This window comes from Pseudomonas siliginis (genome assembly GCF_019145195.1).
GTDB lineage: Bacteria > Pseudomonadota > Gammaproteobacteria > Pseudomonadales > Pseudomonadaceae > Aquipseudomonas > Aquipseudomonas siliginis.
This window is the reverse complement of the sequence record NZ_JAHSTW010000002.1, coordinates 717,232-740,290: the sequence shown is the minus strand read 5'-3', so window position 1 is coordinate 740,290 and position 23,059 is coordinate 717,232. Positions and strand designations below refer to the sequence as shown.

Annotated in this window: 23 protein-coding genes; 14 read left to right on the top strand and 9 right to left on the bottom strand. The window is 61.1% G+C overall.

Features of this window, described 5'->3' with window-relative positions:
- Nucleotides 1-10 precede the first annotated feature (10 nt).
- The 4 genes from KVG87_RS07215 (at nt 11) to KVG87_RS07200 (ending at nt 5,028) form a co-directional block, all read left to right on the top strand.
- Entirely contained in the window at nt 11-1,312 is a 1,302-nt protein-coding gene (locus KVG87_RS07215) for a c-type cytochrome (protein WP_217849906.1), read from the top strand.
- Nucleotides 1,313-1,386: 74 nt separating this feature from the next.
- Nucleotides 1,387-2,445 (top strand): PA0069 family radical SAM protein, encoded by a 1,059-nt coding sequence (locus KVG87_RS07210; protein ID WP_217849905.1) that lies wholly within the window; start codon nt 1,387-1,389, stop codon nt 2,443-2,445.
- Nucleotides 2,446-2,682: 237 nt separating this feature from the next.
- Nucleotides 2,683-3,411 (top strand): carbonic anhydrase, encoded by a 729-nt coding sequence (locus KVG87_RS07205; RefSeq protein ID WP_016772323.1) that lies wholly within the window; start codon nt 2,683-2,685, stop codon nt 3,409-3,411.
- 90 nt (nt 3,412-3,501) lie between these two features.
- Nucleotides 3,502-5,028 carry a SulP family inorganic anion transporter gene (locus tag KVG87_RS07200; RefSeq protein ID WP_071173969.1) on the top strand — a complete coding sequence of 509 codons (1,527 nt, stop codon included), beginning with the start codon at nt 3,502-3,504 and terminating at the stop codon, nt 5,026-5,028.
- A 136-nt stretch (nt 5,029-5,164) separates the two neighbouring features.
- On the opposite strand, the gene KVG87_RS07195 is transcribed toward KVG87_RS07200, so the two are convergent.
- Nucleotides 5,165-5,815: a hypothetical protein gene (locus tag KVG87_RS07195; RefSeq protein WP_024015006.1), complete on the bottom strand. Its 651-nt coding sequence runs from the start codon at nt 5,813-5,815 to the stop codon at nt 5,165-5,167.
- A gap of 370 nt (nt 5,816-6,185) precedes the next feature.
- Here KVG87_RS07195 and coxB point away from each other — a divergent pair, with 370 nt between their 5' ends.
- From coxB to KVG87_RS07175, 4 genes are all read left to right on the top strand, one after another.
- Nucleotides 6,186-7,313 carry a cytochrome c oxidase subunit II gene (gene coxB / locus KVG87_RS07190; protein WP_217849904.1) on the top strand — a complete coding sequence of 376 codons (1,128 nt, stop codon included), beginning with the start codon at nt 6,186-6,188 and terminating at the stop codon, nt 7,311-7,313.
- Nucleotides 7,314-7,395: 82 nt separating this feature from the next.
- Nucleotides 7,396-8,982, top strand: coding sequence for a cytochrome c oxidase subunit I (gene ctaD, locus KVG87_RS07185; RefSeq protein ID WP_042609004.1), 1,587 nt, complete (start codon nt 7,396-7,398; stop codon nt 8,980-8,982).
- Between the two features lie 261 nt (nt 8,983-9,243).
- Nucleotides 9,244-9,795, top strand: a complete 552-nt coding sequence (locus tag KVG87_RS07180; RefSeq protein ID WP_076564848.1) for a cytochrome c oxidase assembly protein — start codon at nt 9,244-9,246, stop codon at nt 9,793-9,795.
- A gap of 25 nt (nt 9,796-9,820) precedes the next feature.
- Nucleotides 9,821-10,708 carry a cytochrome c oxidase subunit 3 gene (locus tag KVG87_RS07175; protein ID WP_016772329.1) on the top strand — a complete coding sequence of 296 codons (888 nt, stop codon included), beginning with the start codon at nt 9,821-9,823 and terminating at the stop codon, nt 10,706-10,708.
- A gap of 90 nt (nt 10,709-10,798) precedes the next feature.
- Here KVG87_RS07175 and KVG87_RS07170 read toward each other — a convergent pair whose 3' ends face one another.
- Nucleotides 10,799-11,002 carry a twin transmembrane helix small protein gene (locus KVG87_RS07170; RefSeq protein ID WP_024015001.1) on the bottom strand — a complete coding sequence of 68 codons (204 nt, stop codon included), beginning with the start codon at nt 11,000-11,002 and terminating at the stop codon, nt 10,799-10,801.
- Between the two features lie 70 nt (nt 11,003-11,072).
- Here KVG87_RS07170 and KVG87_RS07165 point away from each other — a divergent pair, with 70 nt between their 5' ends.
- From KVG87_RS07165 to KVG87_RS07145, 5 genes are read left to right on the top strand one after another with little or no spacing between them, the layout of a single operon-like run.
- Nucleotides 11,073-11,813 carry an SURF1 family protein gene (locus KVG87_RS07165; protein WP_217849902.1) on the top strand — a complete coding sequence of 247 codons (741 nt, stop codon included), beginning with the start codon at nt 11,073-11,075 and terminating at the stop codon, nt 11,811-11,813.
- On the top strand, nt 11,779-12,372 hold the full coding sequence (locus KVG87_RS07160) for a PA_0111/PP_0108 family redox-active disulfide protein (protein WP_076564842.1): 594 nt from the start codon (nt 11,779-11,781) through the stop codon (nt 12,370-12,372). Before KVG87_RS07165 ends, KVG87_RS07160 begins: the two co-directional genes overlap by 35 nt.
- A gap of 10 nt (nt 12,373-12,382) precedes the next feature.
- Nucleotides 12,383-13,462, top strand: coding sequence for a COX15/CtaA family protein (locus tag KVG87_RS07155; protein WP_041476472.1), 1,080 nt, complete (start codon nt 12,383-12,385; stop codon nt 13,460-13,462).
- Entirely contained in the window at nt 13,450-14,349 is a 900-nt protein-coding gene (cyoE, locus tag KVG87_RS07150) for a heme o synthase (protein WP_217849900.1), read from the top strand. The genes KVG87_RS07155 and cyoE overlap by 13 nt, the downstream gene beginning before the upstream one ends.
- Nucleotides 14,346-14,981 carry an SCO family protein gene (locus KVG87_RS07145; RefSeq protein ID WP_076564836.1) on the top strand — a complete coding sequence of 212 codons (636 nt, stop codon included), beginning with the start codon at nt 14,346-14,348 and terminating at the stop codon, nt 14,979-14,981. The genes cyoE and KVG87_RS07145 overlap by 4 nt, the downstream gene beginning before the upstream one ends.
- Before the next feature lie 174 nt (nt 14,982-15,155).
- Here the strand turns inward: KVG87_RS07145 and KVG87_RS07140 are convergent, their stop codons facing one another.
- The 3 genes from KVG87_RS07140 to KVG87_RS07130 all read right to left on the bottom strand — a co-directional run bounded on the left by KVG87_RS07140 (nt 15,156) and on the right by KVG87_RS07130 (nt 17,714).
- A complete protein-coding gene (locus KVG87_RS07140) occupies nt 15,156-15,926 on the bottom strand; it encodes a MetQ/NlpA family ABC transporter substrate-binding protein (RefSeq protein ID WP_217849898.1) in 771 nt (256 codons plus the stop codon).
- 64 nt (nt 15,927-15,990) lie between these two features.
- Nucleotides 15,991-16,701, bottom strand: coding sequence for a methionine ABC transporter permease (locus tag KVG87_RS07135; protein WP_172834041.1), 711 nt, complete (start codon nt 16,699-16,701; stop codon nt 15,991-15,993).
- Between the two features lie 5 nt (nt 16,702-16,706).
- Complete coding sequence (locus KVG87_RS07130; RefSeq protein ID WP_016772338.1) at nt 16,707-17,714, bottom strand: methionine ABC transporter ATP-binding protein; 1,008 nt, start codon at nt 17,712-17,714, stop codon at nt 16,707-16,709.
- Between the two features lie 264 nt (nt 17,715-17,978).
- On the opposite strand from KVG87_RS07130, the gene katE reads away from it, so the two are divergent.
- On the top strand, nt 17,979-20,120 hold the full coding sequence (gene katE, locus KVG87_RS07125; RefSeq protein ID WP_217849896.1) for a catalase HPII: 2,142 nt from the start codon (nt 17,979-17,981) through the stop codon (nt 20,118-20,120).
- 108 nt (nt 20,121-20,228) lie between these two features.
- Here katE and KVG87_RS07120 read toward each other — a convergent pair whose 3' ends face one another.
- The 4 genes from KVG87_RS07120 to KVG87_RS07105 are packed head-to-tail and all read right to left on the bottom strand — an operon-like array spanning nt 20,229 to nt 23,028.
- On the bottom strand, nt 20,229-20,942 hold the full coding sequence (locus KVG87_RS07120; RefSeq protein WP_016772339.1) for a PA5502 family lipoprotein: 714 nt from the start codon (nt 20,940-20,942) through the stop codon (nt 20,229-20,231).
- Nucleotides 20,943-20,979: 37 nt separating this feature from the next.
- Complete coding sequence (gene znuB, locus KVG87_RS07115) at nt 20,980-21,768, bottom strand: zinc ABC transporter permease subunit ZnuB (protein WP_016772340.1); 789 nt, start codon at nt 21,766-21,768, stop codon at nt 20,980-20,982.
- Nucleotides 21,761-22,546, bottom strand: coding sequence for a zinc ABC transporter ATP-binding protein ZnuC (gene znuC / locus KVG87_RS07110; protein WP_024014991.1), 786 nt, complete (start codon nt 22,544-22,546; stop codon nt 21,761-21,763). The genes znuB and znuC overlap by 8 nt, the downstream gene beginning before the upstream one ends.
- Entirely contained in the window at nt 22,546-23,028 is a 483-nt protein-coding gene (locus KVG87_RS07105) for a Fur family transcriptional regulator (RefSeq protein WP_024014990.1), read from the bottom strand. Before KVG87_RS07105 ends, znuC begins: the two co-directional genes overlap by 1 nt.
- Nucleotides 23,029-23,059 lie beyond the last annotated feature (31 nt).

Genomic DNA, 23,059 nt, shown 5'->3' with positions numbered 1-23,059 from the left:
AGCGATGACCATGAAAACTTTCGTTATCGCCACCCTCGCCCTGCTCGGCAGCGCCGCTATCCATGCGGCTGAAGTTGATCAAGCCTTGATCAAAAAAGGCGAATACCTCGCCCGCGCCGGCGACTGCGTGGCCTGCCACACGGCCAAGGGCGGCAAGCCGTTCGCCGGCGGTCTGCCGATGGAGACGCCGATCGGCACGATCTACTCGACCAACATCACCCCGGACAAGACCGGTCTGGGCGACTACAGCTTCGAAGACTTCGATCAGGCCGTGCGCCACGGTGTGGCCAAAAACGGCAGCACGTTGTACCCGGCGATGCCGTATCCGTCCTACGCGCGGGTCAACCAGGCCGACATGCAGGCGCTGTATGCGTATTTCATGCACGGCGTCGAACCGGTGGCGCAGGAGAACAAGGCCAGCGACATTCCGTGGCCGTTGAGCATGCGCTGGCCGCTGATGGGCTGGCGCTGGCTGTTCGCGCCGAAGGTCGAGGATTACCAGGCCACGTCGGCCGATCCGGTAATCGATCGCGGGGCATATCTGGTCGAAGGCCTCGGCCACTGCGGTGCCTGTCACACCCCGCGTGCGCTGACCATGCAGGAAAAATCCCTGAGCGCGGCGGACGGCAGCGAATTCCTCGCTGGCAGCGCGCCGCTGGAAGGCTGGATCGCCAAGAGCCTGCGCGGCGATCACAAGGATGGCCTCGGCAGCTGGAGCGAAGAACAACTGGTGCAGTTCCTCAAGACCGGGCGCAGTGATCGCAGCGCAGTGTTCGGCGGCATGAGCGATGTGGTCACCCACAGCATGCAGTACATGAGCGACGCCGACCTCACCGCGATTGCCCGCTATCTCAAATCACTGCCGGCCAATGACCCGGCGGATCAGCCGCATCAGTACGACGAGAAAGTAGCCAAAGCGCTGTGGAACGGTGACGACAGCCAACGCGGCGCGTCGGTGTACATCGACAACTGCGCGGCCTGCCACCGTACCGATGGTCATGGCTACACCCGGGTGTTCCCGGCGCTGGCGGGCAATCCGGTGCTGCAAACCGACGATCCGACCTCGCTGATTCACATCGTGCTCAAGGGCGGGACTTTGCCGGCGACACACACCGCGCCATCGACCTTCACCATGCCCGGTTTCGCCTGGCGCCTGTCGGATCAGGAAGTCGCGGATGTGGTGAGTTTCATTCGTGGCAGCTGGGGCAACAAGGGTGCACCGGTGAAAGCTGCCGATGTTGCCGAGTTGCGTACCGAGGATATGAAGCAGACCTCCGGTGACGATCTGGGCCAAGTGACGCAACACAACTGACCACTCGCCCGGCGGCACTAGCCAGATGAGGATCGCCCCGATACTGTGCACATATACAGTATCGGGGCGTTTTCATGTCTACTCCATTGCCACCTCGCGGTCGCGGCACCGCGACCAACCCGCACAACCGCTTTGCCCCCAGTCGTTCGGTGGCCGAGGACGATGGCTGGTATCAGGAAGTGCCAGAGACGCAAAACACCGAAGTGATCATCGAGAAGGCCAAATCGATCATCAGCCGCAACACCTCGCCGGATCTGCCCTTCGACCGTTCGATAAATCCCTATCGCGGCTGCGAACACGGCTGCATCTATTGCTACGCACGGCCCAGCCACGCCTACTGGGACATGTCGCCGGGCCTCGATTTCGAAACCCGGCTGATTGCCAAGACCAATGCCGCCCAGGTCCTCGAGGAACAACTGAGCAAACCCGGCTATCAATGTGCGCCGATCAATCTCGGCTCCAATACCGACCCGTATCAGCCCATCGAGCGCGAATACAAAATCACCCGTCAGACCCTGGAAGTGCTGCTGCGTTACCGGCATCCGGTGACCATTGTCACCAAAGGTTCGCTGATTCTGCGCGATCTCGATTTGCTGACCGAGTTGGCGCAGCAACGGCTGGTAACGGTGATGATCAGCTTGACCACGCTGGATGATGAACTCAAACGCATCCTCGAACCCCGCGCCGCTGCGCCCAAGGCACGCCTGCGCGCGATCCGGGTGATGCGTGAAGCAGGCATTCCGGTCGGCGTGCTGTGTTCGCCGATGATTCCGATGATCAATGACAGCGAAATCGAAAGCCTGCTCACCGAGGCCCACACCGCCGGTGCGCAAAGCGCCGCCTACATGATGCTGCGCCTGCCGCTGGAAGTCGCGCCGCTGTTCGAGGAGTGGTTGCAGGCGCACTATCCGCAACGTGCCGCCCATGTGCTGAGCCTGATCCGCCAGAGTCGCGGCGGCGAACTCTACGACAGCCGTTTCGGTGCGCGGATGCGCGGCGAAGGACCGTTTGCCGACCTGCTCGCACAAAGATTTGCCAAGGCCATCAAAAAGCTTGGCCTGAACAAACGCGAGGGCTATAACCTCGACTGCTCGGCCTTCTGTCCGCCGGGTCGCCAGATGTCGTTGATTTAGCGACAATTGGCTTTGGGTTGACGGGTTGGAATCCTTCCGCCGAAACACGCCGGTCACGTTTTTTGTGACCTGGAACACACGTTCTAGAGCGTTTGATTCAGTTTCAGTTAAGTTTCGGCGGCTACCTTGTTCATCGAGTGACTGACGGGTCGGGATGACCCGGATGGTTTAAACAGCCACTGGCTTCATACCGGAATACCGGGGAAGACTCCCTGAATCCGCACAAGAGGATGAATCATGAGTGACAAGGATAAACAGTCGTTGGCTGCCTCGGCGCAAAGCCCTGAAGCACAATCCGCCGATGCAGCACTGCGACAGATCGTTGATGGCTTTTTACGCTTTCATCATGACGTTTTTCCGCAGCAGGAAGAACTGTTCAAGAAGCTCGCCACCGCTCAGGCGCCCAAGGCGATGTTCATCACCTGCGCCGACTCGCGCATCGTTCCCGAGCTGATCACCCAGAGCTCGCCGGGCGATCTGTTCGTCACCCGTAACGTCGGCAACGTAGTGCCGCCCTACGGTCAGATGAACGGCGGCGTGTCCACCGCGATCGAATACGCGGTACTGGCGCTGGGCGTGCAACACATCATCATTTGCGGCCACTCCGATTGCGGCGCCATGCGCGCGGTACTCAACCCCGACAGCCTGGAAAAAATGCCGACGGTCAAAGCCTGGCTGCGCCACGCTGAAGTCGCGAAAACCATGGTGCACGACAACTGCAACTGCACCGACGAAAAAGACAGCATGCCGATCCTCACCGAGGAAAACGTCATCGCCCAACTGCAGCACTTGCGTACCCATCCTTCGGTAGCCTCGCGCATGGCGAACGGTCATCTGTTCATCCATGGCTGGGTCTACAACATCGAAACCAGCGAAATCAAAGCTTACGACGCGGACCAGGGTCGTTTCCTGCCTCTCGACGGCAGCCATCCGATTCCTGTGGCGACGCCCAAAGCGCGCTTCTAAATCTTCCCAACAATCTGTGTGGTATGACGCCGGCCGCTGATTCAGCGGTCCGGCCTCGCCACGCCTGAAGAAAACTTCGGGAGAATCGCCATGCGTGCGGCTCAATTGAAAGCTGTGTTGCCACGGGAGCTGCTCGCCTCCGTGGTTGTGTTTCTGGTCGCCCTGCCGCTGTGCATGGGCATCGCGATTGCCTCAGGGCTGCCGCCGGCCAAGGGTCTGATCACCGGCATCATCGGCGGTCTGGTGGTCGGTTGGCTGGCGGGGTCGCCGTTGCAGGTCAGCGGTCCGGCGGCGGGTCTGGCAGTGCTGGTTTTCGAGCTGGTGCGCCAGCATGGCGTCGAGATGCTCGGACCGATCCTGCTGCTCGCCGGTTTTCTGCAACTGGTCGCCGGGCGACTGAAGCTTGGCTGCTGGTTTCGGGTCACGGCGCCAGCGGTGGTCTACGGCATGCTCGCGGGCATTGGCGTGTTGATTGTGCTCTCGCAAATCCATGTGATGCTCGATGCCAAGCCGCAGCCTTCCGGGCTGGACAACCTCACGGCGTTCCCAGCGGCCGTGGCGCAGGCCTTGCCATCGTTCGGCTGGCAGGCGGGTCTGCTCGGTCTGTCGACGATTGCGGTGATGTGGCTGTGGGAAAAATTCCGCCCGCATTCGCTGCGCTTCATTCCCGGCGCATTGCTCGGTGTGGGTCTGGCGACGGTGGCGAGCCTGATGCTGGCGTTGCAGGTCAAGCGCGTCGAGGTACCGGCGAACCTGGCCGAGGCGATCGATTGGCTCAAGCCAGCCGACCTGATGAGTCTGGCCGACCCGACACTGCTGATTGCCGCGTTCGCCGTGGCGTTTATCGCCAGTGCCGAAACCCTGTTGTCCGCCGCGGCGGTGGACCGCATGCACAGCGGCGTGCGTTCGGACTTCGACCGTGAACTGTCGGCGCAAGGTGTCGGCAACATGCTCTGCGGTCTGGTCGGCGCGCTGCCGATGACCGGAGTGATCGTGCGCAGTTCGGCCAACGTCCAGGCCGGTGCGACCACGCGCTACTCGACGATTTTCCATGGCCTGTGGCTGCTGGCATTCGTGCTGTTACTGTCGAGCGTGCTGCAAAGCATTCCGGTGGCGAGCCTGGCGGGCGTGCTGGTGTATACCGGTTTCAAACTGGTCGACCTGAAAGCCTTCCGTGGTCTGGGTCGGTACGGGCGGATGCCGATGTTCACCTATGCCGCTACAGCGTTGGCGATCATCTTCACTGACCTGCTCACCGGTGTGCTGATCGGCTTCGGTCTGACCATGTTGAAGCTGGCATTCAAGGCTTCGCGCCTGAAGATCAGCCTGATCGACTTGCCGCAGGACGGCGAGATGGAATTGCGTCTGGTCGGCGCGGCGACGTTCCTCAAAGTGCCGGCGCTGACTCAAGTGCTGGGCAGCATTCCCCACGGCACGACGGTGCATGTGCCGCTCAACAACCTGAGCTACATCGACCATTCGTGTCTGGAGTTGCTTGAGGAATGGGGCCGGGCGAATGCGGCGAAGGGTTCGAAGCTGTTGATCGAATCGCGTGGGTTGAAGCGACGGCTGGAAGGCCGGGTGCGGACCAATACCGGGATTGGTGCGGCGGGTTAGAAGTCGACCTCATAACGCAAACCCTGTGGGAGCGAGCCTGCTCGCGAAAGCGGTGTATCAGCCAACAGAGATGTTGAATGATCGACCGCATTCGCGAGCAGGCTCGCTCCCACACTGGATTTATGACACAAGAAAATCAGGCAGCGGGCTGGTCGAGTTCCAGACCCACACCCAACCGGCGGCTCATGCACGGCCAGCGTTTCCACGCCGCGCCAGTGTCCGGGCTGCTGAGTTTTTCGCGGTAGGCTTCTACCGATTCCAGGGCAAAACTTTCTTCGTTGAGCATCTCGTCAATCGCGTGATGCACCGCTTCGTCCAGTTGGTTGGCGAATTCCTCACCGATCAATTGGTGAGCAATCAGGTTGGCGACCGTCATGTCCAAGGGGATCAGTGGCTGGCCGAAATGCTTGATGTACAGGTCGTTGACCTCTTCGACAAAACGGTGTGCCAGATAGGCCTCGTCGAGCAGGCTGTCCAAGCCGACATGCCCGGCCATGATCGCCGGCGGCTGGAGGAAATACTGCTCGGCGATTTTCAGCACCGGTTTGATCTGCGATTCGATTCCCGCTTCCCTGGCGACTTCATTGGCTGCATCCAGCAGGTCCGGTACTTCATCGATGTAGGCGGCGACAAAACGCGTCAGCACGCCCTGGGCGTCGGCTTCCGGCAACTGGATCGCCGGGTGCAGGTGAGGCAGCTTGCTTTCCAGCTGACGGGTCAGCAGGCCGGTGTCTTTTTCGTGCTGTTGGGCTTTTTGGATCTGCTCGCGCAATGCGGCGGTGTTCATGAAAACTCCAGGAAACAAGGCAATGAAATAGGGAAGACATAACTTAGCTGGCTTACGAAAAACGCTAAGACGCATTTGTCATAATTATTTCATCCTTGATGCAGCTGCGTTATATCCATTCGCCACCACTCGTCTGCATCCTTCTCCATTCGGGCACTTGAACGCAAGCAGCGGGTGTTTCAGCTCATTTACGTGCCCGGGTTGCAATTCCCGGGCGCTGTCTATACTCGCCAATGAATGGAGTTAGCTGATGACGCCCGACTGCACCCGCAGCAAGGCCCGGCGATTCAAGTTCGTAGTCTGATGCAGCCGCTCCCTTGCCGCAGGCGATACGCCGGCGGGATAACAAGAACGATAAGGGGAACCCGCAATGATGCGACATCCACATGTCTGGATGGGCCTCCTGTTGTGGTCGATTTTCAGCCCGGCCAACGCGGCATGGACTGTGAATATGGCGCCTGGAGCGACTGAAATCAGTCACGCAGTATTCGACCTGCACATGACCATTTTCTGGATCTGTGTGGTGATCGGGATCATCGTCTTCGGCGCCATGTTCTGGTCGATGATGGTGCACCGCCGCTCTACGGGCCAGGTCGCGGCCAAATTCCACGAAAGCACCGGCGTCGAGATCATGTGGACCATCGTGCCGCTGCTGATCCTGGTGGCTATGGCCGTCCCCGCCACCGCGACGCTGATCAAGATGTACGACACCAGCGAGCCGGACATCGATATCCAGATCACCGGCTATCAGTGGAAGTGGCACTACAAATACCTGGGCCAGGACGTCGAGTTCTTCAGCAACCTGGCCACCCCCGCCGAGCAGATCCACAACAAAGAAGCCAAGGGCGAGCACTACCTGCTCGAAGTCGACAAGCCACTGGTGCTGCCGATCGGCGCCAAGGTGCGCTTTCTGGTGACCTCGGCCGACGTCATTCACTCCTGGTGGGTGCCGGCGTTTGCGGTCAAGCGCGATGCGATTCCCGGGTTCGTCAATGAGGCCTGGACGCGCATCGACAAGCCCGGTCTCTACCGTGGCCAGTGTGCCGAATTGTGCGGCAAGGATCACGGTTTCATGCCGATCGTGGTCGAGGTCAAGGAGCAGGCCGACTACGAAAAATGGCTCGCCGAGCGCAAGGCCGAGGCCGCGCAGCTCAAAGAGCTGACCAGCAAGGAATGGACCCTCGACGAGCTCAAGGAGCGCGGCGACAAGGTTTACCACACCACTTGCGTGGCCTGTCACCAGGCCGAAGGCCAGGGCCTGCCGCCGATGTTCCCGGCACTCAAGGGCTCGAAAATCGCCACCGGGCCGATCAAGGATCACTTGGGCATCGTCTACCACGGCAAACCCGGCACTGCCATGGCGGCGTTCGGCAAACAGCTGTCGGAAGTCGATATCGCAGCGGTCGTGACTTACGAACGTAACGCCTGGGGTAACAACAAGGGCGACATGGTCACGCCAAAAGAAGTGCTGGAGCTGAAACAGGCGGAAAGCAAATGAGCCGGTCAATTGCGTATTCAGTGAACCGGTCGGGGCAGCGCGCCCTGGCCTGCCCCGTCCACTTTCGTGAAGGAGACCGGCCATGAGCGCTGTCATCGATGACCACGGTCACGCCGACCACGCCCACGGCCCCGCCAAAGGCCTGATGCGCTGGGTGCTGACCACCAACCACAAGGACATCGGCACGCTGTACCTGTGGTTTGCCTTCTGCATGTTCCTGCTGGGCGGCTCGTTCGCCATGGTCATTCGCGCCGAGCTGTTCCAGCCCGGCCTGCAGATCGTGCAGCCGGAATTCTTCAACCAGATGACCACCATGCACGGTCTGGTCATGGTGTTCGGTGCGGTGATGCCGGCGTTCGTCGGTCTCGCCAACTGGATGATCCCGCTGATGGTCGGGGCGCCCGACATGGCCCTTCCACGGATGAACAACTTCAGTTTCTGGCTGTTGCCGGCAGCGTTTCTGCTGCTGGTCTCGACCCTGTTCACCCCCGGTGGCGGGCCGAATTTCGGCTGGACGTTCTACGCGCCGCTGTCGACGACTTATGCACCGGAAAGCGTGACGTTCTTCATCTTCGCCATCCACTTGATGGGCATCAGTTCGATCATGGGCGCGATCAACGTAGTCGCGACCATCCTCAACCTGCGCGCCCCCGGCATGACCCTGATGAAAATGCCGCTGTTCGTCTGGACCTGGCTGATCACCGCGTTTCTGCTGATCGCAGTGATGCCGGTGCTCGCCGGCTGCGTGACGATGATGCTCATGGACATCCACTTCGGCACCAGTTTCTTCAGTGCTGCCGGCGGCGGTGACCCGGTGCTGTTCCAGCATGTGTTCTGGTTCTTCGGCCACCCCGAGGTGTACATCATGATCCTGCCGGCGTTCGGCGCGGTCAGCCAGATCATTCCGACCTTCGCGCGCAAGCCGCTGTTCGGCTACACCTCGATGGTCTACGCCACGGCGAGTATCGCGTTCCTGTCGTTCATTGTCTGGGCGCACCACATGTTCGTGGTCGGCATTCCGCTGGTGGGCGAATTGTTCTTCATGTACGCGACCATGCTGATCGCCGTACCTACGGGTGTGAAAGTGTTCAACTGGGCGAGCACCATGTGGCAGGGCTCGATGACCTTCGAGACGCCGATGCTGTTTGCCGTGGCGTTCGTCATCCTGTTCTCCATTGGCGGTTTCTCCGGGCTGATGCTGGCGATCGCCCCGGCGGACTTCCAGTATCAGGACACCTACTTCGTGGTCGCGCACTTTCACTACGTGCTGGTGCCGGGGGCGATCTTCGGCATCTTCGCCTCGGCCTATTACTGGCTGCCGAAGTGGACCGGGCACATGTACGACGAAACCCTCGGCAAGCTGCATTTCTGGCTGTCGTTCGTCGGCATGAACCTCACCTTCTTCCCGATGCACTTCGTGGGTCTTGCGGGGATGCCGCGACGGATTCCGGACTACAACCTGCAGTTCGCCGACTTCAACATGGTCTCGTCGATCGGTGCGTTCATGTTCGGCGCCACGCAGATCTTCTTCCTGTTCATCGTCATCAAGACCATTCGAGGCGGCGAACCGGCCCCGGCGAAACCATGGGACGGTGCCGAAGGGCTGGAGTGGAGCGTGCCGTCGCCGGCGCCGTATCACACCTTCACCACGCCGCCGGAAGTGAAATGAACACCTCGTGTTTTTTGCAATGTGTGCAGAGGCACAGATCCCCAGTGGATGCTCACAGATCTTCTGTGGATGTACACAGATCCCTTGTGGGGAGGGGATTTATCCCCGTTGGGCTGCGCAGCAGCCCCAAAATCTGCAATCGGGGTGTATCAGGCACACCGCATGCGCCGGGTTTACGACTGCTGCGCAGCCGGTCGGGGATAAATCCCCTCACCACAAAGCATCACCGGCCACCGGGGAACACGAGGGAGGCTGAAAATCATGGCTGACTCGATCTCGCTGAAGAAACTCGTCACCCGCCTGCTGCTGGTGGTAGTGGCGATGTTCGTCTTCGGTTTCGCCCTGGTGCCGATCTACGACGTGATGTGCAAAGCCTTCGGCATCAACGGCAAGACCGGCGGCCAGTATGCGGGCGAGCAAGTGGTCGACACCTCGCGCCAGGTGCGCGTGCAGTTCTTGTCGACCAACACCGCCGACATGCCGTGGGACTTTTACCCGAAACACGACGAGATGACCGCCAATCCCGGCGCGGTGAACGAGATGGTGTTCATCGCGCGCAATCCCACCGACAAACCGATGAGTGCGCAAGCGGTGCCGAGCATCGCGCCGAGCAACGCCGCAGCGTTTTTCCACAAGACCGAATGCTTTTGCTTTACCCAGCAGGTGCTGCAACCCGGTGAACAGATCGAAATGCCGGTGCGTTTCATCGTTGACCGCGACATGCCCAAGGAAGTGAAGCACCTGACGCTGTCCTACACGCTGTTCGATATCACCGCCCGACATCCGCCGGTGGCTGTTAACACTGGCGGTTGAGCGTGGCCGATAAGGAGAACAATAAATGGCAACTCATGAGCATTATTACGTCCCGGCCCAGAGCAAATGGCCGATCATCGCCACGCTCGGGATGTTCGTCACCGTGTACGGCCTCGCCACCTGGTTCAACGATCTCAAGGCCGCACGCCCGGATTCCCACGGCCCGCTGATCTTTTTCGTCGGCGGCCTGCTGCTGGCGTACATGCTGTTCGGCTGGTTCGGTGCGGTGATCAAGGAAAGTCGCGCGGGATTGTACAGCCCACAACTGGACCGTTCGTTCCGCTGGGGCATGAGCTGGTTCATCTTTTCCGAGGTGATGTTTTTCGTCGCCTTCTTCGGCGCGCTGTTCTATATACGCGTCGTGTCCGCACCCGGGCTGGCCGGCGAAGGCAGCAAGGGCCTGTCGGAAATGCTCTGGCCGAACTTCGAATATGTCTGGCCATTGCTGAACAACCCCGACCCGAAACTGTTCCCCCCACCCAAGGACGTCATCAGTCCGTGGGGCCTGCCGCTGCTCAACACGATCCTGCTGGTCAGCTCCAGCGTGACCATCACCATCGCCCACCATGCGCTGAAGAAAGGCCATCGCGGCGCACTGAAACTGTGGCTGGCGATTACCGTACTGCTGGGCATCGCGTTCCTCGGTTTCCAGGCCGAGGAATACATCCACGCCTACCAAGAGCTGGGGCTGACCCTCGGTTCGGGCATCTACGGCGCAACGTTCTTCATGCTTACCGGGTTCCACGGCGCCCACGTGACCATCGGCACGATCATCCTGTTCGTGATGCTGATGCGCATCATGAAGGGCCACTTCGACAACGAGCACCAGTTCGGTTTCGAAGCGGCGAGCTGGTATTGGCACTTCGTCGATGTGGTGTGGATCGGTTTGTTCTTCTTCGTCTATGTGCTCTGAAAACAGCTGCAAGTGGCGAGCTGCAAGCTTCAAGTCAAAGCGGGATGGCCTCTAACTTGTAGCTTGCCGCTTGAAGCTTGCCGCTCGCGTCTACCACGGCACGTGGGACACCAACTGGCCGCTGTAGAAACCCCAGGCCATCAGGCCGACGGTGACCACGGCCAGTGCCACCCGAACACTCAGGGCGATGACCAGGCGATTGGAGCTGCTGTCGTCCTTGACCAGGAAAAACAGGCCGCTGAACAGGCTGACGACCGTGGCAATCAGCATCAGGACGATCGCTGCTTTGAACATGGCAAGACTCCGGGGGACAGGCGATGCAATTGAGTATAGCGATCGCGATGACTGACTTTATGGCGCGCCCATGAAGCGTTTTCGCCCGGGCGTGATTCCCACTGTCGTGGTGGCGCTGTTGCTGCCGCTGATGGTTGCGCTGGGCTTCTGGCAACTGGGCCGGGGCGCGGAGAAAACCGCGCTGCTGGCCAGTTATGCCGAACGTCGCGTGGCCGAACCGCTGGCCAGCAGTGAACTGCTCGGCAACGCCGACCCGGCTTACCGCCGCGTGCGCCTGCACGGCCAGTTCGACCCCGCCCACACGCTGTTGCTCGACAACCGCCAGCGTGGCGGCAAGGTCGGCGTTGAATTGCTGCAACCGTTTCAGGATCAACGCAGCGGTCTCTGGCTGCTGGTCAATCGCGGCTGGCTGCCTTGGCCCGACAGGCGTGTGCCGCCGCAATTTACAACACCCGCCGAGGCGCTGACGCTCGACGCCTGGGTCTACATCGCCCCCGGCGTAACGTTCCAGTTGCACGCCGATCCGGTCAGCCATGTCTGGCCGCAAACCATTACCGCCGTCGAGCCGGGCAAATTGTGGCAAACCCTGGAGCGCGACGGCTTCGCCTACGAATTACGCGCCGAACCCGGCCCGGCCAGCTACCAGACCGATTGGCCGGTAGTCGCGATGGGCCCGGAAAAACACCTCGGCTACGCCGTGCAATGGTTCGCCATGGCCACGGCCCTGCTTGGGCTCTACCTCTATTTGGGCTGGCACAACGCAAAGGAGAAACGCCATGGGAAGCGCCATGAATCCACCCAGCATGTCTGAGGCCAAACCTGCCCCCAGCCGCCGGCGCGGCCGTATTCAGCTGCTGCTGATCGTGCTTGGCGTGGTCGGGCCGATGTTGCTCGCCACCGGCATGTACAAATTGCAGTTCTGGGTGCCGGAAGGACGCAGCTATCACGGCGAGCTGATCGGTAACGGCCAGACCCGCGCTGACCTCGGCGTGCAGGCCGATGAGCAGCGCTGGCAGATTCTGGTCACGGCGCCGAAGGATTGCGCCGTCGATTGCCAGCAACTGGTTTATCTGGCGCGGCAGATCCAGATCAGCCTCGGCCGCGAAGCCGGGCGCGCCAGCCACGCCCTCGCCGCCGCGCAACCACTGAGCACCGATTACGCCGCCAAGCTCGACCGTGAATATCCGCAGCTGCAGCGCTATCCGCTGGATGCCGGCGTGTTCAACAAGACCACCGGCGACAAAGCCGTGCCGCAGCTGTGGATCGTCGACCCGCACGGCAATCTGGTGCTGCGCTACGAGCCGAATGTGAAGGGCAAGGATCTGCTTAACGACCTGCGGCATCTGCTGAAACTGTCGAACATCGGATGAGGGCATCGTCATGGCCAAACCTGGATTTCGCCTCGCGCTGTTTGCCACCCTGCTGGCATTGATTGTGGTGTTGCTCGGCGCCTACACCCGCCTGACCCACGCCGGCCTCGGCTGCCCGGACTGGCCAGGCTGCTACGGCTTTATCAGCGTGCCGAAAAGCGAGGCGCAACTGGCCCATGCCGAACTGCACTTCCCTGACGCGCCAGTGGAGGCGCACAAGGGCTGGAACGAGATGATTCACCGCTACTTCGCCGGCACCCTCGGTTTGCTGATTTCAGTGCTGGCCGGGCGCGCCTGGGTCAACCGGCGCCATCCGGGCCAGCCGCTGAAACTGCCGCTGTTTCTGCTGGCGGTGGTCATCGCCCAAGCGGCGTTCGGTATGTGGACGGTGACGCTCAAGCTCTGGCCGCAAGTGGTCACCGGGCATTTGCTCGGCGGCTTTGCCACGTTGAGTCTGCTGTTCCTGCTGACGCTGAGGTTGTCCGGCGTGCTGCCGGCGCTGACGGTACCGAAGCGCCTGCAATACTGGGCGACGGCGGGCCTGCTGCTGGTGATCGGCCAGATCGCCTTGGGCGGCTGGGTCAGTTCCAACTACGCAGCGGTGGCCTGCATCGACTTCCCCACCTGCCATGGCCAATGGCTGCCGCCGGCGGACTTCGCCAACGGTTTCCACCTGACCCAGCACATCGGCCCGAATTATCTCGGCGGACAACTGGATAGCGACGCGCGCACGGCCATTCATCTGACACACCGCATCGGCGCTTTGCTGGTGACGGTCGTACTGCTCGGTCTGGCCTGGCAGCTGAAAGCGGTAGGCATGACCCGATTGGCCGGATTGCTGCTGATCGCCCTTGCCGCGCAGATCACCCTTGGCATCAGCAACGTGCTGTTTCATCTGCCGCTGCCGGTGGCCGTCGCCCATAACGCTGGCGGTGCGGCGTTATTGCTGACGCTGGTACTGGTCAATTACCACGCGCGCACCAGCCTGCTGCGGGTGAGCCAACCGGTGCTGGCGCGCTGGCGCTTGAGTGCGCACAAACCTGCCGTCGCGCCCATCGCATTGAAAGGAGAAACGCCATGGCGAGTCTGATCGGCGAGCGTGCGGCGCAAGCGCTGTGGCGCGATTATCTGGAGCTGACCAAACCGAAAGTCGTGGTGCTGATGCTGATCACCTCGCTGGTCGGCATGTTCCTCGCCACCCGCGCGGGCGTACCGTGGACAGTGCTGGTGTTCGGCAATCTGGGCATTGCCTTGTGCGCCGGCGGGGCGGCGGCGGTCAATCATGTGGTCGATCGGCGTATCGATGCGGTAATGGCGCGCACGCATAAAAGGCCGCTGGCCGAAGGCCGGGTTTCACCTGCGGCGGCGCTGACCTTCGCCTTGGTGCTGGCATTGCTCGGCCAGGCGCTGCTGCTGACGTTCACCAATCAGCTGACCGCGTGGCTGACTCTCGCTTCACTGCTCGGTTACGCCGTGGTCTACACCGGTTTCCTCAAACGCGCGACGCCGCAGAACATCGTCATCGGCGGCCTCGCTGGCGCCGCGCCACCGCTGCTTGGCTGGACCGCCGCCACCGGCCATGTCAGTGCCGAACCGCTGTTGCTGGTGCTGATCATCTTCGCCTGGACCCCGCCGCATTTCTGGGCGCTGGCGATTCATCGCAAGGAGGAATACGCCAAGGCCGACATTCCGATGCTGCCGGTGACCCATGGCGAGCACTACACCAAAGTGCACATTCTCCTCTACACCTTTGCATTGCTGGCGGTGAGTCTGCTGCCGTACGTGATTCACATGAGCGGCGTGCTGTATCTGGTCTGTGCGCTGACGTTGGGCGCGAGGTTTCTGCAATGGGCCGTGGTGCTGTACCGTGGCACTCGGCCGCACGCGGCGATCAATACCTTCAAGTACTCTATTTATTACTTGTTCCTGTTGTTCATCGCCCTGCTCGTAGACCACTACTTACTGTTGAACCTATGACCCGAACCCAGAAAACCGTCTTCATCCTCGTTGCCGTGATCGCGCTGATCCTCGGGCTTACCGTGAACAAAGTGCTGAACGGCAAAGGCCAGGGCGATCCGACTGCGCTGATCGACGCCGGCATTATCCTGCTGCCGCAGAGCCGCAACCTGCCGGACGTGACCATGACCGATCAGGACGGCAAACCAGTTGCCATCGACGAGTTGAAAGGCAAGTGGAGTCTGTTGTTCTTCGGCTACACCTTCTGCCCGGACATCTGCCCGACCACCCTCGCGCAACTGCGGCAGATCAAGAGTGAATTGCCGAAAGAGGCTGTGGACAAGTTGCAGATCGTACTGGTCAGCGTTGACCCCAACCGCGACACGCCGAAGCAGTTGAAGCAGTACCTGGGCTACTTCGATCCGCAGTTCATTGGCCTGACGCCTTCATCTATTGAGGAGCTGCAGAAGGTGGCGAACGCGGTGAGCATTCCGTTTATTCCGGCTGATACCAGCAAGCCGAATTACACGGTGGACCATAGCGGCAATCTGGCCGTGATCGGCCCGGACGGCACACAGCGCGGGTTTATTCGCGCGCCGTTGAACAATGCCAAGCTGGTTGCGCAGTTGCCGGCGATGCTTGAGCGAAAATAGGATCAACACCATTCCAATGTGGGAGCGAGCCTGCTCGCGAAGAGGCCAGCACATTCAACATCTGTTTTGACTGACACACCGCATTCGCGAGCAGGCTCGCTCCCACACAGATCATATTCCAGGCAAAAAAAAGGGGCGCATCAGATGCGCCCCTTTTCATTGCAGCAACCTTAATCAGAACGCCGGCAACACCGCGCCTTTGTACTTCTCGGTAATGAACTGCTTCACTTGCGGGCTGTGCAGCGCAGCCGCCAGTTTCTTCATCGCGTCGCTGTCCTTGTTGTCCGCGCGGGACACAAGGATGTTCACGTATGGCGAGTCGTTGCCTTCGATTACCAGCGCATCCTTGGACGGATCGAGCTTGGCTTCCAGCGCATAGTTGGTGTTGATCAGCGCCAGATCGACCTGGGTCAGCACGCGCGGAATGGTCGCGGCTTCCAGTTCACGGATCTTCAGGTCTTTCGGGTTTTGCTCGATGTCTTTGAGGGTCGACAGAATGTTGGTCGGGTCCTTCAAAGTGATCACGCCAGCCTTGGCCAGCAGCAACAGCGCACGGCCGCCATTGGTGGCGTCGTTCGGGATTACCACGTTGGCACCGCCGGGCAGGTCTTTCAGATCCTTGAGCTTGCTCGAATAAGCGCCCAGTGGCTCCAGGTGCACGCCGGTCACGGCGACCAGATCAGTGCCCTTGGCCTTGTTGAACTCATCGAGGTACGGCTGGTGCTGGAAGAAGTTGGCGTCCAGGCGTTTTTCCGCGACCTGTACGTTCGGCTGAATGTAGTCGGTGAAGACCTTGACCTTCAGATCCACGCCTTCCTTGGCCAGGGCCGGTTTGACGAACTCAAGGATTTCCGCGTGCGGCACCGGAGTGGCGGCAACGGTCAGGGTCTCGGCGTGGGCCGAAAACGCCGCAACAGCGGCGAAAGCAGCGATCAGTTTTTTCATTCAGCTAACTCCTTGTGAGGGCGCCCGCCAGCGAATGGCCCGCGCCTCTTGATTAAAAAACCGCTTATTTGCGCGAGAAATGCACGACCAGGCGGTCGCCAACCATTTGCAGCACTTGCACCAGAATCAACAGCAGCACCACGGTGACGATCATCACGTCGGTCTGGAAACGCTGGTAGCCGAAACGGATCGCCAGGTCGCCCAGACCACCGGCGCCAACCACACCGGCCATCGCCGTGTAGGACACCAGTGTAATCGCTGTCACCGTAATCGCTGCGAAGATGCCCGGACGGGCTTCCGGCAGCAGGGCGTTCATGATGATCTGCCGCGTGGTCGCGCCCATCGACTGGGTCGCTTCGATGATGCCGCGATCGACTTCGCGCAGCGCGGTTTCCACCAGACGCGCGAAGAACGGCGTGGCGCCCACCACCAGCGGCGGGATCGCCCCGGCCACACCCAGCGAGGTGCCGGTGATCAGCACGGTGAACGGGATCATCACGATCAGCAGAATGATGAACGGCAGCGAACGCAAGATGTTCACCATAACCGACAGGACTGCATAGAGACCCCGGTTCTCCAGCAACTGACGCGGGCTGCAGAGAAACAGCAGCACGCCCAGCGGCAGGCCGAGCAGCACGGTGAACAGCAGCGAACCGCCGAGCATCAGCATGGTGTCGTTGGTGGCGAGGCCGATTTCAAGCCAGTCGATGTTCTGAAAGAACAGTTTGATGGCTTCTATCGCGGCGTCGTATTGCTTGATTGCAGCGTCAAACATTTCCATTAGCGCAACACCTCCATGTGAACGTCAGCGGCGGTGAAGCGGGCAAACGCCGCTTCCATGTCGCCACCGGTGACAGCGAGGGTCAGTTGCCCGTACGGAATGTCTTTGATGCGGTCGATGCGACCGGCGAGGATGCTGTAGTCGACGCCGGTTTCCCGGGCGACGGTGCCGAGCAACGGCGCGTAGGTCGCTTCGCCCTGGAAGGTCAGACGCACGATACGCCCCGGCACGTGGGCGAAATCGTCACGCTGTTCGCTCTCGTCGATCTGCTCACTTTCCTGAACGAAACGCTTGGTGGTCGGGTGCTGCGGATGCAGGAACACATCGGCCACCGGACCCTGCTCGACGATCACGCCGGCGTCCATCACCGCGACCTGATCGCAGACGCGCCGGATCACGTCCATTTCGTGGGTGATCAGGACGATGGTCAGTTTCAGTTCGCGATTGATTTCCGCCAGCAGTTGCAGAACCGATGCGGTGGTCTGCGGGTCGAGGGCACTGGTGGCCTCGTCGCACAGCAGAATCTTCGGCTTGGTCGCCAGCGCACGGGCAATGCCGACGCGTTGCTTCTGACCGCCGGACAGTTGCGCCGGGTACTTTTTCGCGTGGTCGGACAGACCGACCCGCGCCAGCAGCTCCGCCACGCGTTGATTGATTTCACTGCTCGAAAGCTCACCGGCCAATGTCAGCGGCAGGGCCACGTTATCGGCGACAGTCTTGGAGGCGAGCAGGTTGAAGTGTTGGAAGATCATCCCGACCTGCTGGCGGAAACGGCGCAGGCCGTTGGCATCCAGTGCGGTGACTTCTTCGCCGTCGACGATGATCTTGCCGCCACTGGAATCTTCCAGGCGATTGATCAGACGCAGCAGGGTACTTTTGCCCGCACCGGAATGGCCAATCAGGCCGAACACCTGACCGTTCTCGATGGCGAGACTGGTCGGGTGCAGCGCGGGAATATCCTTACCGGCGACGCGGTAAGTCTTGTGGACGTTTTGAAACTCGATCACGTAGCGAACCTTGTGGGGCGCGTTGGAAAAGGATCAGCGGTTAGCCGGGCGCGCATTTTAGCCTGTCCGTATAGAGGTTCTTAGCATTTATTTCGCAATTAACCTTCGATTTGGCAATAACAAGATCAAAGGTCATAAAAAAGGAACGCTCCGAGCGCCTCATCAGTCACTAGTTAAGCGACTTGAAACCCCTGGGTGCCGTGCCCGGGAATCACTCAAGGGTCTGCGGAAGGCATCCGGGGCCAAACGAGGAGTTTACGTCTGATGAGCATCAAAAAGCCTGCACCTGATAAAAGCGAAATGGCCGGGACCGATACCCCGGATCGCGCCAACACCAACGCCAAGCTCGACAGCCTGGAAGAATACCGTTCCGACGCCACCGGTCAGGCACTGCGCACCAATCAGGGCGTGAAGATCGCCGACAACCAGAACACCCTCAAAGCCGGGCCGCGCGGGCCGTCGCTGCTGGAAGACTTCATCATGCGTGAAAAGATCACGCATTTTGACCATGAGCGTATTCCAGAGCGCATCGTCCATGCGCGCGGTACCGGCGCCCACGGTTTCTTTCAGACCTACGAGAACCATGCAGCACTGACCAAGGCCGGTTTCCTACAGGATCCGGGCAAGAAGACGCCAGTGTTCGTGCGCTTTTCCACGGTGCAGGGGCCACGAGGTTCCGGCGATACAGTGCGTGACGTGCGCGGCTTTGCGGTGAAATTCTTTACCGACGAGGGTAACTTCGACCTGGTCGGCAACAACATGCCGGTGTTCTTCATTCAGGACGCGATCAAGTTCCCGGACTTCGTCCACGCGGTGAAACCCGAGCCGCACAACGAAATTCCCACCGGCGGCTCGGCTCACGACACGTTCTGGGACTTCGTCTCGCTGGTGCCGGAATCGGCGCACATGGTCATCTGGGCGATGTCCGACCGGGCGATCCCGAAAAGCCTGCGCAGCATGCAGGGCTTTGGCGTACACACCTTCCGCCTGATCAACGCCGAGGGCAAATCACGCTTCGTCAAATTCCACTGGCGCCCTACCGCCGGCACTTGCTCGCTGGTGTGGGACGAGGCGCAGAAGCTCGCCGGTAAGGACACCGACTACCACCGCCGCGACCTGTGGGAAGCGATCGAGATGGGCGATTACCCGGAGTGGGAACTGGGCGTGCAGATCGTCGAAGAAGAGAACGAACACGACTTTGATTTCGACATTCTCGACCCGACCAAGATCATCCCCGAAGAAATCGTCCCGATTACGCCGCTGGGCAAAATGACCCTGAACCGCAACCCGGACAACTTCTTCGCCGAAACCGAGCAGGTCGCCTTCTGCCCTGGCCACATCGTGCCAGGCATCGACTTCTCCAATGACCCGCTGCTGCAAGGTCGGCTGTTTTCCTACACCGACACGCAGATCAGCCGACTCGGCGGGCCGAACTTCCATGAGCTGCCGATCAACCGTCCGGTGGCGCCGTTCCACAACGGCCAGCGTGACGCACAGCACCGCACCACCATCGATAAGGGTCGTGCCTCGTACGAGCCAAACTCGATCGACGGCGGCTGGCCGAAAGAAACCCCGCCGGCGGCACAGGACGGTGGTTTCGAGAGCTACCCGGAGCGCATCGACGCCGCGAAGATCCGTCAGCGCAGCGAATCGTTCAGCGATCACTTCTCTCAGGCCCGCTTGTTCTTCAACAGCATGAGCGACCACGAGAAAGAGCACATCATCGCTGCCTACAGCTTCGAGCTGGGCAAGGTCGAACGTGAGTTCATTCGTGCCCGTGAAGTGAACGAGATCCTTGCCAATATCGACCTGACCCTGGCCAAACGCGTGGCGGAAAACCTTGGTTTGCCGGCGCCAGCCAAAGGCACGGTAGAAGTGCGCAAGACTTCGCTGGAGCAATCGCCAGCGCTGAGCCAGGCCAACCTGCTGCCGGGCAACATCAAGACGCGCAAGGTGGCGATTCTTGCTGCCAACGGCGTTGACGCTGCGGCCATCGATGCGATGAAGAAAGCGCTGGAAGCCGAAGGCGCCCACGCGAAACTGCTCGGCCCAACCTCGGCTCCAGTGAAAGCCGCTGACGGCAAGGCTTTGCCGGTGGATGCGTCGATGGAAGGCATGCCTTCAATTGCGTTCGATGCGGTGTTCGTACCGGGTGGCGCGGCGTCGATTACCGCGTTGAGCGGCGACGGCGTAGCGCTGCATTATCTGCTGGAGGCCTACAAGCACCTGAAGGCGATCGCGCTGCACGGCGAGGCCAAGCAGTTGCAGGACTTGCTGAAGCTCGACGCGGATGCGGGGCTGTTGCAGGGCGCGGATGTGGGTGCGTTGACCAAACCGTTCTTCGCCGCGATTGGCGAGCATCGGGTCTGGGCGCGGGAGCCTAAGGCTAAGGCGATTCCGGCTTAAGATCTTTATTGGCTGAGAGGACGCTTTCGCGAGCAGGCTCGCTCCCACAGGTACGCTGTTGCACCTGTGGGAGCGAGCCTGCTCCGGGCGGCGTTCCGACGAAGCTTTTTATGGCTTGCGCGGGCTTAAAACCATCTGCGCCGGCACTGTGCGCAAGATCTGCTTCTCGATTTGCAAATCAAAATCAGGATCTAGCTTCTTGACTCGCTTGCTCAGCAACGTCGCCAGCCATGGATAATCCGCGGTGCGCGGCGCCTGAATGCTGACGGCGCATTCGTAATTCACCACATCGGCGGCGATCGCATCGAGTTGTCGTTGCAGCTTGTGAATATCACCGATGTTCAACGCAACTGTGGTGCTCTCGGCGGTCGGGTCGATGACCTTGGCTTTCGGCCTGGCTTCAGCTGCCAGCAGTGCGGCCTCAGCCTTTTCCAGCTCGGCCTTGCGCGCTTCGGTGATCGCGCCGTTGACGCCGCCGGTCAGCGCTGGCGCCTTGGGCATCAGAGCACGGGCGCGGCTGAGCGCGGTGGCGGCAGCGTTGACATCGCCTTTCTGCAGGACGATCTGGCTGCGGCGCAAATACGCCTCGGCCAGTTGCCGCTGGTACTGCTCAAGGGATTGATCGTTGGGGGTAGCGGCCTGCAAGGCGGCCAACTGGTCTTCGGCGGTGGCCAGTTCGCTGCTGGCCAGGCTTTGCTCCAGCTGTGCGATGGCCGTAGCCCGCGCGTCCGGGACTTCAGCCACCGGCGGCGTGCTTTGGCAGGCGCCCAGTAGCACTGAAAATGCGACAAGGAGCAGATAACGGGAGGCGAACGGCTTCATTCCTGCGACTCTCTAATTGCGCAAAAAGCGGCCAAGTCTACACCCCACGACGGGGCAGAACAAAACTCAACAGAAACAGCGCGGCTGCCGTCACCACGATAGACGGCCCCGCCGGGGTGTCCTTGAACCACGACAACGCCAGCCCGCCGCACACCGCGAGCATGCCCAGCAGGCTCGCCCCCAGCGCCATCTGCTCCGGCGAACGGGCGTGACGCTGTGCCGCAGCCGCCGGGATGATCAGCAGCGAAGTGATCAGCAGCACGCCGACGATTTTCATCGCCACGGCGATCACCACCGCGATCAACAGCATCAGCGCCAAGCGCAAACCGGCCACCGGCAAGCCTTCGACCCGCGCCAGTTCTTCGTGCACGGTGACCGCCAGCAGCGGCCGCCACAGCGTCACCAGCAACACCAGCACCGCCGCGGTGCCACCGAGAATCCACGCCAGGTCGCTCGGACTGATTGCCAGCAAGTCGCCGAACAGATAGGCCATCAGGTCGATCCGCACTTCATGCATGAAGCTTAGTACCACCAGGCCGAGAGAGAGCGTGCTTGGCGCAAGAATTCCCAACAGCGTGTCGGATGCCAGTGGCTGACGCTGTTGCAGCGTCACCAAGAGCACCGCCAGCAGCAGGCAACCGACCGTCACCGCCACGGTCGGGCTGACGTCCAGCAAAAAGCCCAGTGCCACGCCGAGCAACGCAGCGTGGGACAGGGTATCGCCGAAATAGGCCATGCGCCGCCACACCACAAACGAGCCGAGCGGCCCGGCCACCAGCGCCAGGGCCAGACCTGCAAGCAGGGCATACAAAAGAAAATCAGCCATGCTTGCAGCCGTCTCCATGAACATGAGGCTGCCCGCCGAGCGGGCCTTTGACCACCGAACCGTGCAGGTCGTGGGCGTGGTCGTGATGGTGGTGATAGATCGCCAGACTCGGCGCGTTCTTGCCGAACAACTCGACGAATGCCGGATCGCCGCTGACCTGCTCGGGGTGCCCGGAGCAGCAGACGTGGCGGTTGAGACAGACCACCTGATCGGTGGTGCTCATCACCAGATGCAAATCGTGGGACACCATCAGCACGCCGCAACCGTGGCGGTCGCGCAGACGGGTGATCAAGCTGTACAGCTCGGCCTGCCCGGCCACGTCGACGCCCTGCACCGGCTCGTCGAGCACCAGCAGCTCTGGCTCACGCAGCAGTGCCCGAGCCAGCAGCACGCGCTGCATTTCGCCGCCGGAAACGCTCTGCACCGGGCTGTCGATCACGTGTTCGGCGCCGACTTCCTTCAACGCGGCCAAGGCACGCGAACGATCGACGCCAGGCACCAGGCGCAAGAAGCGCAGCACTGACAGCGGCAGGGTCGGGTCGACATGCAGCTTCTGCGGCATGTAGCCGACGCGCAGTTTCGGTTTGCGCCAGACGCTGCCGCTGTTTGGCTTCAACAGCCCGAGCACGGCACGTACCAGCGTGGTCTTGCCGGCGCCATTGGGGCCGATCAGGGTGACGATCTGCCCCGGTTCGACGCTCAGCTCGATGTTGTCCAGCACGGTCTGCCCGGCAAACGTGACGGCGACCTGCTCCAGACGGATCAGCGCGTTGCTCATCAGGCCCCCTGGCAACCGGCGCACAGACCAACCACTTCGACCGTCTGCGCTTCGACGATGAAACCCACGTCTTTGGCGCTGCTGATGATCGCGTCGCTGATCACTTTTTGCTCAAGTTCGATGGCGGCGTGGCACTCGCGGCAGATCAGGAACTGGCCCTGATGCGCGTGTTCAGGATGCACGCAGCCAACGAAGGCGTTGAGCGACGAGATGCGATGGACCAGGCCGTTTTCCAGCAGGAAATCCAGGGCGCGGTACACCGTAGGCGGCGCGGCGCGGCGGCCGTCCTGCTCGCTGAGCACCGCAAGGATGTCGTAGGCACCCAGCGGCTTGTGGCTCTGCCAGACCAGTTCCAGCACGCGGCGGCGCAGGGCAGTCAGACGCAAACCTTTCTGCGCGCACAAGGTATCGGCCTCGGACAGAGCGCTGTGCACGCAATGGGAGTGGTCGTGGGGACGGCTGGCAATCGGTGTAATAGGCATGAGCGGCGACGAGATTTGCTGGAGACGTTAT

Excerpts from the sequence above, each read along its gene's own strand:
- KVG87_RS07215 (WP_217849906.1), top strand. The coding sequence starts at position 11 with ATGAAAACTTTCGTTATCGCCACCCTCGCCCTGCTCGGCAGCGCCGCT.
- KVG87_RS07210 (WP_217849905.1), top strand. The coding sequence starts at position 1,387 with ATGTCTACTCCATTGCCACCTCGCGGTCGCGGCACCGCGACCAACCCG.
- KVG87_RS07205 (WP_016772323.1), top strand. The coding sequence starts at position 2,683 with ATGAGTGACAAGGATAAACAGTCGTTGGCTGCCTCGGCGCAAAGCCCT.
- KVG87_RS07200 (WP_071173969.1), top strand. The coding sequence starts at position 3,502 with ATGCGTGCGGCTCAATTGAAAGCTGTGTTGCCACGGGAGCTGCTCGCC.
- KVG87_RS07195 (WP_024015006.1), bottom strand. The coding sequence starts at position 5,815 with ATGAACACCGCCGCATTGCGCGAGCAGATCCAAAAAGCCCAACAGCAC.
- coxB (WP_217849904.1), top strand. The coding sequence starts at position 6,186 with ATGATGCGACATCCACATGTCTGGATGGGCCTCCTGTTGTGGTCGATT.
- ctaD (WP_042609004.1), top strand. The coding sequence starts at position 7,396 with ATGAGCGCTGTCATCGATGACCACGGTCACGCCGACCACGCCCACGGC.
- KVG87_RS07180 (WP_076564848.1), top strand. The coding sequence starts at position 9,244 with ATGGCTGACTCGATCTCGCTGAAGAAACTCGTCACCCGCCTGCTGCTG.
- KVG87_RS07175 (WP_016772329.1), top strand. The coding sequence starts at position 9,821 with ATGGCAACTCATGAGCATTATTACGTCCCGGCCCAGAGCAAATGGCCG.
- KVG87_RS07170 (WP_024015001.1), bottom strand. The coding sequence starts at position 11,002 with ATGTTCAAAGCAGCGATCGTCCTGATGCTGATTGCCACGGTCGTCAGC.
- KVG87_RS07165 (WP_217849902.1), top strand. The coding sequence starts at position 11,073 with ATGAAGCGTTTTCGCCCGGGCGTGATTCCCACTGTCGTGGTGGCGCTG.
- KVG87_RS07160 (WP_076564842.1), top strand. The coding sequence starts at position 11,779 with ATGGGAAGCGCCATGAATCCACCCAGCATGTCTGAGGCCAAACCTGCC.
- KVG87_RS07155 (WP_041476472.1), top strand. The coding sequence starts at position 12,383 with ATGGCCAAACCTGGATTTCGCCTCGCGCTGTTTGCCACCCTGCTGGCA.
- cyoE (WP_217849900.1), top strand. The coding sequence starts at position 13,450 with ATGGCGAGTCTGATCGGCGAGCGTGCGGCGCAAGCGCTGTGGCGCGAT.
- KVG87_RS07145 (WP_076564836.1), top strand. The coding sequence starts at position 14,346 with ATGACCCGAACCCAGAAAACCGTCTTCATCCTCGTTGCCGTGATCGCG.
- KVG87_RS07140 (WP_217849898.1), bottom strand. The coding sequence starts at position 15,926 with ATGAAAAAACTGATCGCTGCTTTCGCCGCTGTTGCGGCGTTTTCGGCC.
- KVG87_RS07135 (WP_172834041.1), bottom strand. The coding sequence starts at position 16,701 with ATGTTTGACGCTGCAATCAAGCAATACGACGCCGCGATAGAAGCCATC.
- katE (WP_217849896.1), top strand. The coding sequence starts at position 17,979 with ATGAGCATCAAAAAGCCTGCACCTGATAAAAGCGAAATGGCCGGGACC.
- KVG87_RS07120 (WP_016772339.1), bottom strand. The coding sequence starts at position 20,942 with ATGAAGCCGTTCGCCTCCCGTTATCTGCTCCTTGTCGCATTTTCAGTG.
- znuB (WP_016772340.1), bottom strand. The coding sequence starts at position 21,768 with ATGGCTGATTTTCTTTTGTATGCCCTGCTTGCAGGTCTGGCCCTGGCG.
- znuC (WP_024014991.1), bottom strand. The coding sequence starts at position 22,546 with ATGAGCAACGCGCTGATCCGTCTGGAGCAGGTCGCCGTCACGTTTGCC.
- KVG87_RS07105 (WP_024014990.1), bottom strand. The coding sequence starts at position 23,028 with ATGCCTATTACACCGATTGCCAGCCGTCCCCACGACCACTCCCATTGC.